Below are 18,996 nucleotides of genomic sequence, written 5' to 3'. Positions count from 1 at the left end.
ATCGGGATTCATTATTTTAATGTGTCAATTTAAGACTATGCGACGTCTCTCAAGTCAACTGGGACGACACGTGAGATACCTTGCTCCACCATCGTCACGCCATATATAATATCTGTACTGGCTATTGTACGCTTATTGTGCGACACGACGATAAACTGAGATTGGTTGGAGAACTCTCGTATAATATTATTGAATTTATCAATATTTGTATCGTCCAATGGCGCATCTACCTCATCGAATATACAGAATGGTGCAGGCTTAAGGAGGTATAGCGAGAATAATAAAGCGGTAGAGGTAAGTGTCTTTTCACCTCCCGAAAGCTGATTAATGGATAGCGGACGCTTTCCTTTAGGCCGTGCTATAATATCGATATCCGATTCCAGAGGATTCTTGGGGTCACTGAGGATAAGGTCACAGCTGTCTTCTTCATTAAACAACGAACGGAATACACGAATGAAATTCTCTCTGACTGCTGTAAAGGCATTCATGAACTTATCGTTAGCACTGTCATCTATTTCCTGAATAGTGGACAACAAGGAGTCTTTGGCCTCTACTAGGTCATTTTTCTCTTTGGTGATGAAATTGAATCTTTCTGTGATTTCGTCATAGGCTTCTTTAGCCATAGGATTGATACTTCCAAATTCATCCAATTGTTTTTTCAGACGTGTACACAAGGAGCCCAACTCTTCGTGCGATTGTGTGATCTCTGGCATCTCTCCCTCGAGTAGCTCTTTGATATCAATGCCGAATTCCACAGCAAGGCGTTCTTTTAAGCTGTTGAGCTCAATCTGCAAATCCGTCTTTTTATCTTTGATCTCTGTGATTAGGAAATCATACTGATCCTTGGCTTTACGCAAGTTGCTTACTTCCTCTTCCAGATCATTCAGATGTTTACGGAACGAATAGAATACTTCCTCCATCTCATGCAATGCCTTTTCAAGAGATTCTTTTTGCTCGTACAGTTCTTTTAGATCATCATCATTACTATCTGTAAAAGTGAGCGCATCTTTCATGTCCACTTTTATCTGCTCTTGTTCAGCCGAGTTTTTGTTGATACGTTCTTCCAGCGCTTCTTTTTGGCTTTCCCGGTATTCCAGATCCTTTTGTATACCGGCGACCTTGTTCTGTTGTTGGTGCAGGCGGATATTCTCCTGATTGTACTCAGTAGACTTCTCCGTCAAAAGCTCATTCAGTTCCTGAAATGCTGCCTGTAGATCTTGCGCCTGCTTTTGGCGTTCTTCGCTTTCTACTTTTAATATCTTTAATTCGGGTTCAGCTTTATTCAGGTCGTCCGCTATCTGAGCAAGCCGTGCCTCGATATCCGCCTTCCTGTTTTGTGAGTTGGCGATAAAGGCTTGGTACTGCTCTTGTTTGGTCTTTACCGAAGTCCATTCATTTTGCAGACGTGCGAGCTGTATGCGCAGTTCGTCGATCACTTCTTTCTGCGATTGACGTTTTAATGAGGCGATCAATTCGATCTGATCCTGCTCGACATTTTGTAACTGCTCAATATGCTCATTGAGTGTCTTTATTTCTTTGGCAAGATTTTCCAGGTTCTTCGCTCGACCGATACGCTTACCCTCAAAAAGTCCAACAGAGCCTCCACTGATACCCAATTTATGTTTGTTGAACTTACCTTCGTGGTGCAGCACAACAGCATCAGAACTAGGTAATGCGGTTTCGATAGATTTAACATCATCGGCATGCAGTAGGTAGACATTCTTGAGTAATTCGACACATAGCTTCTCATATTTCTTGTCCACTTTGACCACCTGCATCGCAGGTACCATATGGTCAGGTACCGTAGTCGAGGCTACGGTAGTAGGCAGCACGGAATCCAGGACGAAAAAATTAGCCCTTCCTCTTGCTGAGTCACTAAGTAGATTGATCGCCTGGATGGCATCTTGTTGTGTGTCTACCACATAGTGGTTCATGACAGACTCAAGATAGTTTTCAATGGCTACACGGTACTCTTCTTGGCAGAATAAGATGTCAGAAAATAGGGGATAGGACTTGCCCCAACCTGCATTTTTGCGCAAAAACTTTATAGATTCCGGAAAGCCTTCCAAGTTGTCTACCAATGATTTGGTAAGGTTGTACTCATTTTGCTTGGCATCGACCAGACGAGACTCTTTGCTAAGCTCATCTTTTGCTTGATTTAACTTGATCTCAGCGGCCTGTATTTTATCGTTGAGCTGATTTTCTTGATCGAGAGCTTGCTCATATAACTCTTGTTGCGCATCTACTTTTGACTGTAGATCATCCACAGCAAGGTTGAATTGATTGAGTTCCTCTGCTTTGCTGCTCGCATCTGTGATATTGCGAAGAGATTCCTGCTCCAGGGATTCTTTCTGTATGTTGAATACAGCAATATCTTTTTCTACCTTGTAGATATTGTTCTGTAATTCATTGTTTTCCTCCGCAAAGCGGTCCAACTTATTTTTAGCGGTTTGCTGTTGTCCTCGAAGCTCTTCGACCTCCGTCTTGTTTTTCTGTATATCGTCTTGATAAACATCGAGTTTGGCCTGCTCTTCATAAAGCTCTTCATTCAATCTTTTTAAGGTCGAATCGACATGGCTCAACTGTTGTTTATCCAAGTTTTGTTCGGTCTGAATTCGAGCATCGCGCTCCTGAAGATGATGAAGACGCTCATTTTTTATCTTTTTCTCGGATTCGTAGATACGGATCTTGTTCTGGAACTCGTGGGTAGTCTTTTGTTGTGTGGAGAGACTTTTCTCTTTCACCAAAATCTCCTCTCGCCCGGATCGTAATTCCTTCTCCTTGCTGTCGATTTGCTCGATTGTCGTTTGTAGCGATTGTGCCAGACCTTTCTCTTTTTCCGTCAGAGAGGTCAAGTCGGAGCTAAAGTTGTCCAACCTATAATACGCCAGACCGATACTGGCCTGTTTGTATTCCTCTTTTAATAAGAAGTATTTGTCGGCTTTCTTTGCCTGATTCTCTAGCGATTTTAGATTTTTCGTAATCTCGTATAATAAATCGTCCACCCGAGACAGGTCTGCTTCAGTTTCCTTCAGCTTACTCAGCGTCTGTTTTTTTCGAACTTTATATTTGGAGATACCCGAAGCCTCTTCAAATAGATTGCGTCTGGAGTTGTCTTTATTTGCGATAATCTCATCGATCATCTTGAGCTCGATAATAGAGTAGGTGTCTGCACCTATCCCGGTATCGAGGAATAGGTCAGTGATGTCCTTCAGACGGCACTTGACATCGTTGAGTCTATATTCACTTTCTCCTGTTCTATAGAGTTTGCGTGTGATAGTGACCGTAGTAAACTCTGTAGGCAGGACATTTTTATTGTTATCAAAAGTTAACGAAACTTCGGCAAGGTTTGCTGGTTTACGGTTTTTTGTACCATTGAAGATAATATTCTCCATTTTTTCCGAGCGTAGTGTTTTTGTACTTTGCTCGCCCAGCACCCAACGTATGGCGTCCACGACATTGGACTTTCCACAACCGTTGGGCCCTACAATAGCCGTTACGCCCTCGTTAAAATTTATTGTGATTTTATCACCAAAACTTTTAAAACCTTTGATTTCAAGCTTAGTTAGCTCCATTCATCTTGTTGTATTAGTTGACACGAAAATAAGCAATAAATGAGACAATAGGAATCTAGGTTTTGCACATTTTTATAGATTTCCACATCGCAAAATTTTACCCTTTTACAGTTCTATCGCATCTTCAATATGTATGTCTTTTAAAAAATAAGAATCGTGCGATACGACAATTAATGTCCCTTTGTAAGAATTGATCGCATTAACCAAGATCTGTACGTTTTGAAGGTCCAGATTATTGGTCGGCTCATCTAAAACGATCATATCAGGCGCGTCTGGGCGAACTGTCATACAGCATAGTGTCAACCGGAGTCGTTCGCCTCCGCTCAGCACACGGACGGGTTTTGTCCAGTCGTCTGGTTGAAAAAGGAAACGTTTCAATCGCGTATTTATTTCCGAAGGCAGCAGGCCTGTCGTATTGAACTGTTGAGCTTGCTCGAATAGTGTTAGATCGTTGTTTAGCAGTGAATACTCCTGATCTATATACACAGCATATTCAAAGTAACGGTTGCATACCCCTTGCTGGGCTTGTGCTTGACCGAGGATAAGTCGGAGCAATGTCGTCTTTCCACTGCCGTTACTTCCTTGTATGGCTATACGTTGGCCTGCTCTTATTTGTACGCTTAGCGGTTTGGACCACAAAGACGCCCCATTTTTCAATTGAACCTGTATATCCTTTGCGTCGAACAGTACCTTGCCCTCATGTATCTTGGTATCTTGGAAATCGAATTTCATTTTGTCCAAATCGGAGACAGATGAACGTAGAGTACCCAGATCGTTTGCGATATCAGAGATCTTTGTTTGGTGTACCGCTTTTAATTTAGATGTGCTGTTCTCCGCTTTGTTTTTAAGCGTGTTCATCATGATTCGAGATATTCCTGCTTTTTCCTGCTTGCGCTGTCCACGAGCATCTAGTCGGTTCTGCCGTTCGGCAGTTTCTCTTTCCTTTAATTTTGCTTTTCGTAATTCCTTTTCTTTTGCGTCAATGTCGTCCGTCAGTGCATTTAACTGTATTGCTTTCTGTTCGAGATAAAAACTGTGGTTGCCACCATATCGTTTTACCCCATGTGGAGTCATCTCCAAGGTGACATCCAGTAGTTCCAAGAGCGTACGGTCGTGACTGACGACCAGGAATGTCTTGGTACTGTTCTGTATGTAATCATAGAGACGGGTGCGGCTTGCGGTGTCGAGGTGATTGGATGGCTCGTCCAACAGGACCAATTCCGGCTGTAGGATATCTATCCCTGCCAGGAATACTTTCGTCTTTTGACCGCCGCTGAGACCAAGCATGGGCGATCGCAGATCTATATCCGTTAATCCCCAGCTTTCTAAAGCCTGGTTGCAACGGTCTTCTATCGTCCAGTCGTCGTCCAGTGCGTTGTAATCCTTTTCATCAATACTGCCTTGGAGAATACGATCAAGCGCATTCAGTTTGTCGTGTATCCCCAGTGCTTCTGCTATGCTGAGATGATTATATTGACCAAAAAGTTGAGGGACAAAATAGAAACTTCCATTTATATGTATTTCACCAATAGAAGGGGATACGTTGCCTGAAATAAGCTGTAATAAGGTCGATTTTCCGACTCCATTATTCCCTACTAATGCGGTTTTTTCTTGTGGCGCCAATCGAAAACTAATATTTTCGAATGCAATAGATTTATTCGGAAATGTATAGGATACATTTTGTACAATAAGCATGATTTCTTCTTTTAAAAGTTAAAATAAAGTAGCATTCTCTCTGGGGAGAGCACTAGAATTGAAATAGAGAAGAAATCAGTTATTACATATAATGCGATTTTGTGTTTACGGTACAAAGGTATGAAAAACACTACTGTTTTTAAAATACCTTTGTTAAAAATAAAAAAACGTCTTTGTATGTCTGTCGATCATACAAAGACGTCCTTATATCGAGGAGTTCATAAACTTATTTTTTAAACAGTCCATAGAGCTCGGCATCGATTTTCTGAATAATATCGCCAAGATCTTCCGGTTTGTTTGCAAAGTCTAGATTGTCCTTGTCCAGTATAAGCAACTTTCCGTCGGTATAGTTGTTTATCCATTTTTCATATTTGTCATTCAGTTTGGATAAGTAATCCAAGCGGATTCCCGATTCGTAATCACGTCCCCTTGTCTGTATATTGTTTACTAGGGTCGGTACAGATGCTTTCAGATATATCAAAAGATCTGGTGGTTTGATGTAATGAATAATGCTTTGGAATATATTGCTGTAGTTTTCGAAATCCCGAGCGCTCATCAATCCCATGTCATAGAGGTTTTCCGCAAAGATATAGGCGTCCTCATAGATCGTACGATCCTGAATCATATTTATTTCTTTGCGCTGTAACTCGACGATATGGCGGAAGCGACTATTCAGGAAGAATATCTGCAGATTGAAGGCCCATCGCTTCATGTCACTATAAAAGTCTTCCAAATAAGGGTTGTCATCCACTGTCTCAAACTGAGGTTCAAAATTGAGGTGGTGTGCCAGTAGCTTGGTCAATGTTGTCTTTCCTGCTCCAATATTTCCAACAATTGCTATATGCATAGTTCTAGTAAAAATTAAACGTAAAGAAATAAAAAGTTACCGCTAAATTAGTACAGCTTCTTTAAACCTATAATCTCCCTAACTTCTTTGAGGGTCTTCTGAGCACTTGCTTGTGCTTTTTCGGCTCCCATTTTAACAACACGCTTGATGTAGTCTTCATCATTGGAAATATCTGCTATACGCGATCGAACAGGCTCTGTAGCAATAACCATATCTTCGGCCAATTGTTTTTTGAAATCGCCATAACGTATTTCGCATTTGTTGTATAGATCGTCAAAATGAGCAACCGTATCCGGTGCTGAAACCACATTCATCAGATCAAAAAGATTCTGTATCGATTCGGGTTTCGCCTGATTAGGTTCGGTAGGGCCTGAATCCGATACCGCACGCATGATCTTCTTTCGTATTACCTCTGGGCTGTCGGAAAGGTAGATACAATCGGCTTCCCCATTGGATTTGCCCATTTTGCCCTGTCCACTTAATCCCGGTACTTTGACCAGCTTGTCCGAGTAGGAGAAAGCAAATGCTTCCTTGAAATAATCAACCTGGTACAAGTGATTAAAACGATTACCAAATGTCCTGGTCATTTCCAAGTGCTGTTCTTGGTCTTTTCCTACGGGCACTTTTGTACCATGGTGCAAGAGGATGTCACAGGCCATCAATACGGGGTAGGTCAACAACCCTGCATTGACATTGTCGGGGTTAGAACGAACCTTATCCTTGAAAGACGTGGAACGCTCGAGTTCGCCTAGATAGGCATTCATATTCATATAAAGGTAAAGCTCGGCTACCTCAGGGACATCAGACTGAACGTATATGGTTGATTTCTCCGGATCGATCCCCGCTGCTAAATACTCGATGACTACATTGCGAACAGTCGCGTGCAGATCTTGAGGTGTAGGGTGCGTAGTGAGTGAATGTAAATCGGCTATAAAAAAGAAGCAGTTATATTCATTTTGCATTTTCACAAAATTACTCAATGCTCCGTAGTAGTTTCCTAAATGTAATTTTCCGGTACTTCTGATACCGCTAACGACTGTCTCCATATATGGCAAAATTACGGAATTATTCCTTTATTTTATTTTAACTTTAGATATTTCGGCTCTTATAGACCTTTTGATTTGGCTTCGTTCCAATATAAGTCCATCTCATTCAGGTTCATATCAGCGAGCTTTTGTCCGTTTTCTGCTGCGCGTTGCTCCAGATAGTTGAATCTACGGATAAACTTTTTGTTGGTTTTTTCTAAGGCATTTTCCGGATTGATTCCCATATGGCGTGCATAGTTGATCAAGGAAAAAAGAAGATCGCCAAACTCTTGTTCTGCACGTTCTTGATTGATAACCTGACTGTTCTCCAGATCAAATTCCTGCTTGAATTCTTGCAGTTCTTCCTCTACCTTATTCCATACCTCGGCTTTGTCTTCCCAGTCAAAACCTACACCTCGGACTTTGTCCTGTATGCGATAAGCTTTTACCAAAGCAGGTAGTGTTTTAGGGACGCCCGATAAGACCGAGCGATTGCCTTCTGCTAATTTAATCTGCTCCCAATTGTTCTTAACATCCTCGTCGTCGTTTACCTTTGTTTCGGCGTAGATATGGGGGTGTCTATGTATTAATTTATCGCATACATTGTTGAGCACATCCGTAATATCAAAAGCCTGTTGCTCGTCCGCAATCTTGGCATAGAACACCAAGTGCATCATGAGATCTCCAAGTTCTTTCTTGATCTCGTCGATATCCTCATCCAAGATTGCGTCTGCCAGTTCGTACATCTCTTCGATGGTAAGATGGCGTAGGCTCTCCATGGTTTGTTTTCTATCCCAGGGGCAATCAATCCGCAAGGTATCCATTACGGTTAAAAGTCTCGTAAATGCTTCTGCTGGGGTATGTCCTGTTGAAGGAATCGGTTGTGCCATAAATATTCTTTTTTGCTGATACAAAGGTAATGCTTATAGTCGGCAAAATATCCTGTAAATAATCGGAGGAAAATACTGATTTGTTGTAAATGGTAATAAGGAAGGATATTTCTTCTGGTATAACCATTGTTTTTTTAACCCAAGTGAAAAAATAAGCTACAAAAAGCGCAGCTTTACTTTGAGAAATACCGTGTTTTTAGAGATGTCGACGTTTTCAAAAGTCAACGTGTTGAATTTTAAAGTGCACACGTACACTTTCAGAACTCAACACGTGCTCTTTGGAAAGAGTACGTGTTGAGTTTGGGCGAAAAAGACGTAAAAAAAGCCGGTAACATCGAGGAGTTACCGGCTTTATGAATGTGAAGCTAATTTGAACTTAAGTTCCGTTTTTCTTGAAAGTTAAGGTCTGCATTACGTTTCTGATCTGTCTCCCTGCATAGAAGAGCAATTTTGCATTTGTGATATTGCTGCTGTTGACCTCGTCTGCCAGGTCACTTCCCAAGCTTTTGGTCGACAGGCGGAAAGAGCCCATCTCTCCCAAACGGACGATGTAACCTCTGGAGATATTACGTGGGATCTCGCGGATCAAACTCTGCAGTACTGCGTACACATCTGCCTGTGTGATCGATGAAGCATGTGAAATATCCGCCGATAGTTCTTCGAGGGTGATCTCACCAGTATGGACTGGTTTTGCATAAAATTTTTTAGGTCCATTGGCATCGCCTGGTTTTCCTATTTCTCTAACATTGAATTTAATTGCCATTTCTTTGGTCTTTAAAAATTAATAAATAATAACTATTTGTCGACGTTGGGTGGTACCATTTCCCGAGTGACAATGTAAAGATATTATGGCTTGAGGTAAGTGTTGGCGTTTTTGACGGTTCTGTCGGACTTGACAGATTTGTCGCTTTTGTCGTTATTCAAAGGGATAGAAAAGGATGTTCACAATGGAGATGCACGAGATGAGGGGCACGTAATAAGTTGTCCTGAACTAGGGCAGTAAGAGTGGGAGAAATAATCAATGGTGGCAAATTGCCAGAGAAAGTCTTAACGAATAAAGTGGTACATATCGGACATCGGGATACCCAAGTATTCGGAAGCCTGATGTACAGTGACCAACTGTTGTTTGCCTAATCCGAACATATCCTTGATCTTGTTTATGATGCGCTGGCAAGTACGCTCGCTGCGACCTGTAATCCGTTGAAGGTCGGAAGGATAAACTGTTAAACGTTGCGTTTAATGTTTCATTATAATAAAGTGCTAAAAATCAAACATATATAAGTCGAATATATTATATAACTTTTAATTAAGCAAGTTATATTATTGATTTTTAATTATTTTAACGTTTTAAGTAGTAATGCTCAGATTATCGCTGCTTAGTTCTGGCTGACGACTTGATGAGCGTATGGATTTTATACCAGTAGGAGACTAGCGGAAGATTTTGATGCCACGTAAAAAACAGATTGAAAGCTCATTTGTTATATAGTGTGTAACAGTACATGGAAATTTATAAGCAAATTTATTTATGGAAACTATATTTAACTATGAATCGGCTAGCATCGCGTTAAAAAAATTGAGCGAAAAAGGATATACAATTGACTATAACATCCATTTTGACTATTTGTTGGATGAGGCTGATGGCTATATTATTGATTATTTATACCGGTATGAGGGAGCTACCGATCCAGGAGACGAATCAACGGTGTACGGTATAAGGAATATGCAGACAGGCGCCAAAGGCGTATTTGTAGCGGGTGATCTCGGCCTCATCGAAGGAAAGAAAAGAGATATTATCGTGAATTTGGAAATGCGCTCGCGAAACCTCTGATATAGCTGCCATTCTTTCTTGATTTTTGAATAAATTCTTGTGGAATTCTGTTTTTTATTAACCTTTTATTGATTTGGAGGTTAGGCTTTTTGGTGCGAGAATATTTTTCTAGCTTTGGGAAAACAGTAATTTGAATGTTCTCTGTGTCAGGCTCTGCTGATCGGAGAGATAAAACAAAAATAAACTTATGTATCACAATTATCAAATTCCGGAAAAGACAGCTTCTTATATTGAGGTCGAAGAAAAACACGGTGCGCATAACTATCATCCGTTGCCTGTGGTGTTGTCCAAGGGACTGGGAGCCAAAGTATGGGACGTAGAAGGAAAGGAATATTTTGATTTCCTGTCTGGATATTCAGCAGTAAATCAAGGACATTGTCATCCAGATATTATTAAAGCCCTAACAGAGCAGGCGCAACAGTTGACATTGACTTCGCGTGCGTTTCACAGTGATAAGATGGCGGGATACACGGAATATATCACGGCCTATTTTGGCTACGATAAGGTGTTGCCAATGAATACTGGAGTGGAGGCTGTCGAGACTGCATTAAAATTAGCTCGTAAATGGGGATATGAAGTAAAAGGCGTCTCGGAAAATCAGGCTAAAATTATTACCGTAGAAGGAAACTTTCACGGACGTACGATCAATGTTATTTCCTTTAGTACAGACGATACTGCAAAAGGAGGATTTGGCCCATTTGTCTCTGGTTATGTGACGATTCCGTACAATGACTTGAAGGCTTTGGAGGAGGCGGTAAAAGATCCAAATGTTGTCGCTATGTTGGTTGAGCCAATTCAGGGCGAAGCTGGTGTATACGTACCTGATGCTGGATACCTGTCGTCTAGTTATAAGATTTGTAAAGATAATAATGTATTGTTTATAGCGGACGAAATCCAAACAGGATTGGCGCGTACTGGAAAGATGTTGGCTTGTGATCACGAAGGGGTTCGGGCAGATATCTTGATTTTGGGCAAAGCGTTAAGCGGTGGTGTATTACCGATCTCTGCAGTACTTGCGGATGATGCGATTATGCTTTGTATCAAGGCAGGCGAACATGGGTCTACCTATGGTGGAAATCCGTTGGCCTGTGCGGTCGCTATTGCGGCATTGGATGTTCTGAAAAATGAAGATTTGGCCAATAAGTCTCAGCTGTTGGGAGAGTTATTCAGAACTGAACTTGAGAAACTAAACCACAAATATATCCAAGAGGTACGGGGCAAGGGACTTTTAAATGCGTTGGTCATTAACCATAGTAATCCGGATGCGGCTCAGCACCTCTGTATCGAGTTGATGAAAAATGGGCTATTGGCAAAACCGACTCATGGCGATAAAATTAGATTTGCTCCGCCATTGGTTATTTCTGAAAAACAGCTTTTGGAAGCTGTCGAAGTCATTAAGAAGAGTTTAGTGGTCTTGGATCATATCTAAGCCATTTATAATTAGTGTTCTAAATAGGAAAGCCATCTTGATAGATGGCTTTTTTATTTGTCGTTGAGTCTATAAAGCCAGTTTTGGCCATGAGATCTAAATAGCGACAACAGACCCGCCTTAGGACCATGAGGAGATACACTAGTAACGAAGTTTTCTTCCGGTATTATCAGCGTATTGTCTTTTATAAATAGGTCTTAATCTTTAGCAATAAATACAGCTGCTACGGTTGATAATATGCCCAATGACACCAATAGTTTGAGACCATTTCGAACAGAAATATTGGAGCTTCTGGTAAGAGGTTTTGATGGCAGGTTTTGTTGCAGTCTGTTTTTGTTTTCCTTCTTTTCCGTTTGTACGGTGCTTTTCGCTAAATATCCCTCTCGCCATTGACGATAAGGTCGGGGTTGGAAATCTATTAATATAGCCAACATTTTAACGACGTCCTCGGACGGGTTAGAAGTAATTCCGAGAATATAATTTCTGAGTGGCCTAAATTTATCCAAATCATACTTACGTATGTGTGTGTCTAACTCAGCATACTCACCATTATACATAAAGAAACGTAAAAGCGTCTCTTGATCGTGCTGGGACAATCCCTGTGCCATTAGCAAGAGAAATAGGTTTCGTAAATCACCAGGTGATGGCTTCTCCAGTTCATCGTAGGGAAGCTCTCCATTCTTTTTCTTCGTTAGATAAGCAGACCTCACTGCTTCTTTAAATAGCTCAAACATATAACAAAGTTAATGTCCTCGTTTATCAGAATTTACGGAAAACCGTAACTGCTGTTGTTTTTCTCGTGCGCCGCATTTGATTGGAATTTTCGGAAAATCAATGGTTATATAGGAATATCCAAAGAAGTATTGGAAATAGTGGAATTGTTTGATTTTTAGATTGTTGTGGTAATTATGTTTGCTTCGTGAATCAGCGCTAATGGCAAGTTGATACTAGTTTTGACTTGCCCCTGTTGATTCTCGAAAACATATAGGGCGGAAAATATAAACCGGTTTGGGAAGCAGTTTTGTCTTCCGCACTATATGTCCCACTTCCCAAAAAATTCAGAAGGCCTTCTGAAGACAACTGTAGCAATCTCGTGCATGAAGCACTGGACCTACCTGTTTTTAGACTTTTAAATTTTTTGACCTATGTGGCATTTAATTATTGCATTATTTATGGCAAGTACCTTGTCGTTACATTCAACTGTTAAAACAAGTGAACCTGTAGAAAATATCATTGTAAAAAAGAAAAAAGAAGATCCAAAAGGTGGTGATACTGGTACTGTACGTCCACCGATCCCTAGAATGTTACCCCTAAAACGTACAGCCTAAAAATATAAGACGGTTCTATACCGTCTTATATTTTACTTTTTCGTAGATTCAGGGCATAATTGAATGTTTTGAGGATTACGAAATTATTTTTGGTTTTTATTGTCTTTCTAGCCTGTACAGCAAAGAAGAAAAAGATTCCCGATGATGTAAAGCTAGACCTCAGAAGTTACTATGAACATGCTTTTGCCTATTTGGACAAAGGCAAATTAGATAGCGCCTTTGCTGAGTTTGAACAAATAAAAAATTTGGCTTCGGAGGCCCATGATAGTCTCAATACTGCTAATTGTTTGATTCAAATGGCTATTACGGTCCGAGATGTTGGCGATTATCTTACGTCACAAGAATTGTCTTTGGAAGCAGGAACCTATCTGGATACGAGCAAAGTAAAACATAAAGTATATTTAAGTACCAATTATAACAATCTCGGTAACGTTACTGGAGAGCTGAAAGATTACGAAAGAGCTATTGAGTTTTACGATATGGCGATTCATTATTCAACGGATACAATGAATACTAAAGTATTCTTGAATAACAAAGCTAGAGCCTTATCAATGATCGGAAAGGAGCAGGAGGCTTTAGAAATATATGAAGATATACTGCACAGTGAGAATAAAGATCAAAAAGAATATGCTCGGTCTTTAACGAATTATGCTTTCCAACGAACGAAACTTGACCCAGACTATGATGCCTTATCGGATTTGAAAGAAGCATTAGCGATTCGTAGGCGTCTAGATGATAGGTGGGGAATAAATTCAAGCTACGCTTATCTTGCGTTGTATTATGAGGGCTTGGATTCGGATTCCGCATTGTTCTATGCACAGGAGAGGAATAAAATTGCAATAGAAATAAATAGTGTAGATGATCGCCTGGATGCCTTCAAGAAATTAATAACGCTTAGTCCCGAAAAGGTATCTAAGGATTATTTTAAAGCCTATGGAGAGCTATCGGACAGTATACAGCTTGTGCGATCTAATGCAAAAAATCAGTTTGCTTTAATTCGGTATGAAGTTGAAAAAAATAAAGCGGATAACCTAAAACTCCAGAATGAAGTTAATGACAAATTGTACAGAATTAATATGCAGCATCTATTGACTTGGTCCATCATAGTTGTATTTGCATTGATTACTGTCTTTAGTCTCTTTTGGTACAAGCGGCGTAAGCAGCGTCTTCTTTTGGAAGCTAATAACAAAATAAAAGCCAGTCAGCTCAAAACATCAAGAAAGGTGCACGATGTGGTGGCCAATGGGTTGTATCGGGTAATGACAGAGATTGAAAATAGGGAAGACATCGATAGAGAAGGGATTTTGGATCGATTGGAAAGCATGTACGAAAAGTCGAGGGATATTTCGTACGAGGTAGAAGAGGTGGCAACAGCAAACGAAACGCCATATCATGAGTCCTTAGGTGAGATGTTACGTTCTTACGCAAACGAAAGCCGTCAAGTCATTATGGCCGGTAATGAAGCTGAACTTTGGGCGGCGATTCCTCAAAATATCAAAAATGAACTGGAGCACACATTGCAAGAGCTTATGGTTAATATGCGTAAGCATAGTGGGGCGGATCGTGTGGTATTGCGCTTTGATCGCTTAGAAGGTGCTTTAAATGTCTTTTATAATGATAATGGAGTAGGTTTGTCCGAAAACTTTTCAAAAGGGAATGGGTTGAATAATACGGGAACCCGTATGGAAAATATAAATGGCAGCATTAAATTTGTGAGTGAGCGAGGGGAGGGACTGAAAGTGTATATATCGATTCCGATCCTTTGAAATAGCAATCATTATGTTTAAAAAAGTACTAATTGCAGAAGACCACGAAATAGCGAATATTTCGGTTCAAAAAACACTTCATGAAGTAGGAATAATAGATACTAAATATGTCTACTATTGTGACGATGCCTTGAGTTGGGTGCGCAATGCACTACGTGATGATGAACCTTATGATCTATTGATCACGGATCTGTCCTTCGAAGCTGATTATAACGAACAGCGTATTGGAGGAGGAGTAGAGTTGATCAAAGAAGTAAAAAAAGTACAGCCTGATATTAAGATTATTGTATTTTCTGCGGAGAATCGCAGCAGTGTTATCGAGGAACTGTTCAATCGGTATGGCATAAATGGGTATGTGCGCAAAGCTAGGAGAGATGCACAGCATTTGAAAGAAGCGTTGCATGCGTTGTCCGATGGCCGTAACTATCAGTCTCCAGATATAAAGCAGGCCATACGGAATAGAAATTCGCATGATTTCAGTACTTTGGATGTCAATATTGTATCGCTACTCGCCGAAGGGATATTGCAGAAAAATATTCCACACTACCTCCAAGAGCGCGATATAAAGCCTTCAGGATTGAGCAGTATTGAGAAACGTTTGGGTTTGATGAAGGAGCTACTGGGATTTTCTAAAAATGAACAGTTAGTGGCTTACTGTAAAGATATCGGTTTGATTTAGCGTTTTGCTCCTTTTGCCCCGTTTTTTTCTACCACTAGAAATAAAAAAATGGTTTTACGGTTTCCCGTAAATTTTGGTTTATTCTTCTGTTTACTTTTGTCAGCGTAATCAGGCTGTATAGTACATTCGTATTTTAGAAAGCACGGCTTACACGCAAACACAGCAGGATGACCATGAGCATATTCTTCGATTCAAACATTACTTTCCTTTTCAAAGAGGAAGCTATTACCAATTCCATCATAAAGACGAAGAGAGTATGCGACCTGTTGACCCATCAAAATGAAAGCTTCGGTGACCTAGAGCGGGCATTTTATTTGTGTCAACAGGAACATGGTCATATTTATGAAGTGGAAGAACGCTCCACCCCCTTGCTCTTGGGTATCTACTTGACTTGTTATCGGTTATTCCCTTCTGCATCAGGAGGTGCTCAGCTTTTGATAGGTGATGAGGAGTCGTTTCCTATTGATCAATTTATAGAGGCAAAAGCAATCAATTCTACGCTCTCTCAACCCATCTTGGAGTGTCTTGCCTATCTTGATAAGCAGTTACATGATAATGATAGTAGGGAAATAATCAAGCACAAAATTCTAGAGCTAGGTAACCAATTTCGCTTTCATATCATGGTGAAAAGCGATCTGCAAGCGTACTCCGACTCTTAAGACTTATGGAATAGAAAAATTGGAGCAAAAACTTTATTTGTTAGTTTTGGGATAAAGTGTTATTTTAGATTCCAATAGATAGTAAGTAATCAAATTAGACCTTGTAACATCACGTATTACATGTTAAAAGCTTTAGGAGTTAAGTTGAAAAATTCATATTAACTTAACTTAAGCATCGATTAAAAAGGATAATTTTGTGTTTTTACTAATTTCTGACTACTGGGGCGGTCCACTCGACAGAAAATTAGCGAAAAATATGAAATCAATTATTTTAAAAAGAACTGGATCAAAACGCATGCCTTTTGTGCCGTTATGTGTTTTTATCGGTATGGTTTGTACGTTTTCTTCTTGTGATAAAAACAATGAGAAAGGGGAGCTTGTGGATGGAATACAAGTATCCGAGACAGAAGGATTCGAAGAAAAAGTTGGTCAATTGAAATGGACAGCGGAGGGAGGATTGGATACGATATACGTAGCGAGTAATTCTCCATTAAAGCTTTCCTTTGAAACCAATGAGGTGAATAACTGGGTGAAGGTCGATAAGATAGAGGCTATTGCCGGAACAAACAAGTCGCGTGTTATTTTGGACGTGTTACCAATGGAAAAGATCTATAAAAAACGTGTCGGTGTGCTCAATCTCAATAATGATGATACCTATTCTGGTGTATTCATTCGCTTGAACCAAGGGTATAATATGCGTGTGGAGGAAAATTTTGCTTGGCTTAAATATGGTTCGGGGTCACCTCTGGACCTGAGTAAAGCTACTCCTATGGCCCAATGGACTGCAACACAGAAGCAAATCGGCTGGACCAGTTCAAATACAGCATCTACGCTGGGGATGAATGGTTATATGCTGTTGGGGGCTGCCGATCAAGGCGTCAATTTATCATCACCAATATATCCTGGTTTAGAAAAAGATAGTTTATTGCTATTGACCTTTGATGCTGTTGGATATATTTCTAAAGCAGGACTAAAGGATAAAGACAAGCTTACTGTTAAATTGGTGGGTGCGGAATTCGAAAACGGGGAGACTAGTAAAGTTGTCACACTGGCCTATTATGACTATCAATCTGCTTTATTGTTAAGTACGATGTGGGAAGGTTCCCAGTTTGAATTTGTCGTGAAGAAGCCCAATCTCAACCCTACAGCATCCACAATACAGTTGCAGTTTATGACGGGAGATCAGCAGGAAGAGTCTGGTAATCGAGTTTTTATTGATAATATCAATCTATATATCACCGATCAGTTTACACCTGTTAAGAAATAGTAACGCAACAATTTGTTAATCATTAAGTAACTTGAAGGATATACAAATTCACTTAGTTTGTACAAACGGTAGGTCATCTGATATTACACAATGGAAGTAATGAATGGTATTTTAGAAGGTGTTGATTTTGAAGATTTTATGCGGGGAGATCCTAAGGCCTTCCAAAAAGCTTTTGATTTCTATTTTCCAATAATATTTCGTTATGCTTTGAGTAAAGGTGCGGAACGAGAAGATGCGGAGGATATTAGTCAAGAGGCTTTTACGTTGCTGTTTTTGCATCGTGATAAGATCCATAGTTCTAAAGACCTGTATCCCTATTTGTACATTATTACCAAGCGTCTGTGTATATCCTTCTTTAGGAAAAAGATAAGTGGGGAGAAGACTGTCAAGGAAGCATCCTTGGAATGGTCTTCTATTTCTTTGCATTTAGAGCAAAAAATAAATTTTGGTGAGCTGAACTGTATCCTCCAGCAAATCATCGCAACCTTGCCTCCACAGCAGCAGGAAATCTATCGCCGATTTAAACTCGATGATGAGCCACAGCAAGAAATCGCGGATAGTATGGGCATTTCCCGCCATACTGTTAAAAATCATTTACAAGTAGCAACAAAATTGGTTCGTCTTAAGCTACAAAAAATCTATTTTTTTCTTTTCTAATCGTATTTGTCATTTTTTTGAAAAAAGAAGTGCTATAGACTAGTACATTTCTTTTTGACTTTCGTTTATAGATTAAAATTGACAACGATTGGATAAGAAAGAACTATATACATTGGTCAAACAATATCGGGAGGGAACGATCGATATAAATAGCCTCGAACGCTTACGTCTATTTCTCCAGACCGAGGAAGGGCAGCGATTACTCGAAGAGACATGGGATGATGAATTTGAACCTCCTTTCTATATAGGAGATGAATTGGTTCAATCTCGTGTTTTCGAAAAGATTTCCAATGATCCCCGATTGGAGTCTACATTGCTTTATCATAAATCATTTTTTAGGAGATATTGGCGACAAATTTCGGCGGCGGCGGTGTTGTTTCTGATTGGAGTCGCTTCTACGTTATGGTGGTACGGAATGGAGCAGAAGGTAGAAGATCGTATTTCTATGGAAACAAGTGATGTCATTGTGCCAGCGAGCAATAAAGCAAGGATTCAATTTGAGGATGGCAGTTTTATTGAGCTGGATCAGATTACATCGGATACGATTATAGCTGACAGAGGTCTTCATATCTTTAAAAAAGCAGATGGCAGTATTAGTTATGCCTATACTGATCATGCTGGAGTACAGAAAGAGAAGTACAATACCATCGTAACTCCCCGTGGCGGAGAGTATAACCTGACATTGCCTGATGGCTCTAAAGTGTGGTTGAACGCTGCTACAAAAATGAGATATCCTTTAAAATTTGCGAAGGGCGGTAGAATGATAGAGTTGGAAGGGGAGGCCTATTTTGAAGTAGCCAAACAGATGAACGGAGATAAGTTCGTTCCTTTCTACGTATGTAGTGGAAAGCAAAAAATAGAAGTATTAGGAACCCAATTTAATGTAAATACCTACGGCTTGACGTATAAGACAACCCTGATAGAAGGCAAGGTAGCGATGCACTATGAGGGCACCTCTGGAACCCGTGTTTTGAGACCTTCAGAACAGGCTGTGTACTCGACATCGACAGGAACCAATACCGTACAATCTGTAGACCCTTCTTATAGTATGGCTTGGCGTTCAGGCAAGTTTGCCTTCGACAATGTGTCCATCTACGAGGTAATGGCAGAAATAGCCCGATGGTATGATGTGGAGGTGGATTTTGAGGGGGATATGTCTCAGGTGAGATATTCGGGAAGTATATCAAGATTTGAAAAATTTGAACAATTGTTACAATTAATAGAGTGGACCGACCTAGTAACATTTAAAGTGCAGGGAAGGAGGATAACTGTCATGAAATAAGGCTACACAAGCCTTCGCATATAAAAAAGCAGGAACGTTGGAGCCGTCCCTGCCGGATGATATGCCCAA

17 protein-coding genes are annotated in these 18,996 nt (G+C 40.2%); 10 read left to right on the top strand and 7 right to left on the bottom strand.

What is annotated here, in order from left to right:
* Window positions 1–35 precede the first annotated feature (35 nt).
* The 6 genes from smc to M472_RS30880 all read right to left on the bottom strand — a co-directional run bounded on the left by smc (window position 36) and on the right by M472_RS30880 (window position 8,795).
* Complete coding sequence (gene smc / locus M472_RS30905; RefSeq protein ID WP_021069763.1) at window positions 36–3,575, bottom strand: chromosome segregation protein SMC; 3,540 nt, start codon at window positions 3,573–3,575, stop codon at window positions 36–38.
* A 105-nt stretch (window positions 3,576–3,680) separates the two neighbouring features.
* Window positions 3,681–5,270 carry an ABC-F family ATP-binding cassette domain-containing protein gene (locus M472_RS30900; protein ID WP_021069762.1) on the bottom strand — a complete coding sequence of 530 codons (1,590 nt, stop codon included), beginning with the start codon at window positions 5,268–5,270 and terminating at the stop codon, window positions 3,681–3,683.
* A 226-nt stretch (window positions 5,271–5,496) separates the two neighbouring features.
* Entirely contained in the window at window positions 5,497–6,117 is a 621-nt protein-coding gene (locus tag M472_RS30895; protein ID WP_021069761.1) for a deoxynucleoside kinase, read from the bottom strand.
* A 47-nt stretch (window positions 6,118–6,164) separates the two neighbouring features.
* A complete protein-coding gene (gene trpS / locus M472_RS30890; protein WP_021069760.1) occupies window positions 6,165–7,163 on the bottom strand; it encodes a tryptophan--tRNA ligase in 999 nt (332 codons plus the stop codon).
* A gap of 59 nt (window positions 7,164–7,222) precedes the next feature.
* The gene (mazG, locus tag M472_RS30885) at window positions 7,223–8,032 is read right to left on the bottom strand and encodes a nucleoside triphosphate pyrophosphohydrolase (protein WP_021069759.1); all 810 of its coding nucleotides are present in this window, start codon (window positions 8,030–8,032) and stop codon (window positions 7,223–7,225) included.
* Window positions 8,033–8,408: 376 nt separating this feature from the next.
* On the bottom strand, window positions 8,409–8,795 hold the full coding sequence (locus tag M472_RS30880) for an HU family DNA-binding protein (protein ID WP_021069758.1): 387 nt from the start codon (window positions 8,793–8,795) through the stop codon (window positions 8,409–8,411).
* 242 nt (window positions 8,796–9,037) lie between these two features.
* Here M472_RS30880 and M472_RS45875 point away from each other — a divergent pair, with 242 nt between their 5' ends.
* From M472_RS45875 to rocD, 3 genes are all read left to right on the top strand, one after another.
* Window positions 9,038–9,166 carry a hypothetical protein gene (locus M472_RS45875; protein WP_262506430.1) on the top strand — a complete coding sequence of 43 codons (129 nt, stop codon included), beginning with the start codon at window positions 9,038–9,040 and terminating at the stop codon, window positions 9,164–9,166.
* Between the two features lie 391 nt (window positions 9,167–9,557).
* Complete coding sequence (locus M472_RS30875) at window positions 9,558–9,860, top strand: hypothetical protein (protein WP_021069757.1); 303 nt, start codon at window positions 9,558–9,560, stop codon at window positions 9,858–9,860.
* A 187-nt stretch (window positions 9,861–10,047) separates the two neighbouring features.
* Window positions 10,048–11,289: an ornithine--oxo-acid transaminase gene (rocD, locus tag M472_RS30870; protein WP_021069756.1), complete on the top strand. Its 1,242-nt coding sequence runs from the start codon at window positions 10,048–10,050 to the stop codon at window positions 11,287–11,289.
* Window positions 11,290–11,486: 197 nt separating this feature from the next.
* On the opposite strand, the gene M472_RS30865 is transcribed toward rocD, so the two are convergent.
* A complete protein-coding gene (locus tag M472_RS30865) occupies window positions 11,487–12,023 on the bottom strand; it encodes a hypothetical protein (RefSeq protein WP_021069755.1) in 537 nt (178 codons plus the stop codon).
* Window positions 12,024–12,434: 411 nt separating this feature from the next.
* Between M472_RS30865 and M472_RS30860 the strand changes: the two genes are divergently transcribed.
* From M472_RS30860 to M472_RS0122630, 7 genes are all read left to right on the top strand, one after another.
* The gene (locus tag M472_RS30860; RefSeq protein WP_021069754.1) at window positions 12,435–12,617 is read left to right on the top strand and encodes a hypothetical protein; all 183 of its coding nucleotides are present in this window, start codon (window positions 12,435–12,437) and stop codon (window positions 12,615–12,617) included.
* A gap of 68 nt (window positions 12,618–12,685) precedes the next feature.
* The gene (locus M472_RS30855; protein WP_158499891.1) at window positions 12,686–14,383 is read left to right on the top strand and encodes a tetratricopeptide repeat-containing sensor histidine kinase; all 1,698 of its coding nucleotides are present in this window, start codon (window positions 12,686–12,688) and stop codon (window positions 14,381–14,383) included.
* 13 nt (window positions 14,384–14,396) lie between these two features.
* Window positions 14,397–15,062, top strand: coding sequence for a response regulator (locus M472_RS30850; protein ID WP_021069752.1), 666 nt, complete (start codon window positions 14,397–14,399; stop codon window positions 15,060–15,062).
* Between the two features lie 173 nt (window positions 15,063–15,235).
* Window positions 15,236–15,721, top strand: a complete 486-nt coding sequence (locus tag M472_RS30845) for a hypothetical protein (protein WP_144062687.1) — start codon at window positions 15,236–15,238, stop codon at window positions 15,719–15,721.
* A gap of 256 nt (window positions 15,722–15,977) precedes the next feature.
* Complete coding sequence (locus tag M472_RS30840) at window positions 15,978–16,988, top strand: hypothetical protein (RefSeq protein WP_144062686.1); 1,011 nt, start codon at window positions 15,978–15,980, stop codon at window positions 16,986–16,988.
* Window positions 16,989–17,078: 90 nt separating this feature from the next.
* Entirely contained in the window at window positions 17,079–17,645 is a 567-nt protein-coding gene (locus M472_RS30835; RefSeq protein WP_021069748.1) for an RNA polymerase sigma factor, read from the top strand.
* A gap of 88 nt (window positions 17,646–17,733) precedes the next feature.
* Window positions 17,734–18,927, top strand: a complete 1,194-nt coding sequence (locus M472_RS0122630) for a FecR family protein (RefSeq protein ID WP_021069747.1) — start codon at window positions 17,734–17,736, stop codon at window positions 18,925–18,927.
* Window positions 18,928–18,996: the final 69 nt, after the last annotated feature.

It is taken from the genome of Sphingobacterium paucimobilis HER1398 (genome assembly GCF_000416985.1).
Lineage (GTDB): Bacteria > Bacteroidota > Bacteroidia > Sphingobacteriales > Sphingobacteriaceae > Sphingobacterium > Sphingobacterium paucimobilis.
This window is presented reverse-complemented; position numbering and strand designations above follow the sequence as displayed.

What these genes read in the sequence shown, in the direction of transcription:
- M472_RS30835 (WP_021069748.1), top strand. Translation starts at nt 17,079, where the DNA reads ATGGAAGTAATGAATGGTATTTTAGAAGGTGTTGATTTTGAAGATTTT.
- M472_RS30840 (WP_144062686.1), top strand. Translation starts at nt 15,978, where the DNA reads ATGAAATCAATTATTTTAAAAAGAACTGGATCAAAACGCATGCCTTTT.
- M472_RS30845 (WP_144062687.1), top strand. Translation starts at nt 15,236, where the DNA reads ATGAGCATATTCTTCGATTCAAACATTACTTTCCTTTTCAAAGAGGAA.
- M472_RS30895 (WP_021069761.1), bottom strand. Translation starts at nt 6,117, where the DNA reads ATGCATATAGCAATTGTTGGAAATATTGGAGCAGGAAAGACAACATTG.
- smc (WP_021069763.1), bottom strand. Translation starts at nt 3,575, where the DNA reads ATGGAGCTAACTAAGCTTGAAATCAAAGGTTTTAAAAGTTTTGGTGAT.
- trpS (WP_021069760.1), bottom strand. Translation starts at nt 7,163, where the DNA reads ATGGAGACAGTCGTTAGCGGTATCAGAAGTACCGGAAAATTACATTTA.
- M472_RS30875 (WP_021069757.1), top strand. Translation starts at nt 9,558, where the DNA reads ATGGAAACTATATTTAACTATGAATCGGCTAGCATCGCGTTAAAAAAA.
- M472_RS30900 (WP_021069762.1), bottom strand. Translation starts at nt 5,270, where the DNA reads ATGCTTATTGTACAAAATGTATCCTATACATTTCCGAATAAATCTATT.
- M472_RS30850 (WP_021069752.1), top strand. Translation starts at nt 14,397, where the DNA reads ATGTTTAAAAAAGTACTAATTGCAGAAGACCACGAAATAGCGAATATT.
- M472_RS30860 (WP_021069754.1), top strand. Translation starts at nt 12,435, where the DNA reads ATGTGGCATTTAATTATTGCATTATTTATGGCAAGTACCTTGTCGTTA.
- M472_RS30865 (WP_021069755.1), bottom strand. Translation starts at nt 12,023, where the DNA reads ATGTTTGAGCTATTTAAAGAAGCAGTGAGGTCTGCTTATCTAACGAAG.
- M472_RS30880 (WP_021069758.1), bottom strand. Translation starts at nt 8,795, where the DNA reads ATGGCAATTAAATTCAATGTTAGAGAAATAGGAAAACCAGGCGATGCC.
- rocD (WP_021069756.1), top strand. Translation starts at nt 10,048, where the DNA reads ATGTATCACAATTATCAAATTCCGGAAAAGACAGCTTCTTATATTGAG.
- mazG (WP_021069759.1), bottom strand. Translation starts at nt 8,032, where the DNA reads ATGGCACAACCGATTCCTTCAACAGGACATACCCCAGCAGAAGCATTT.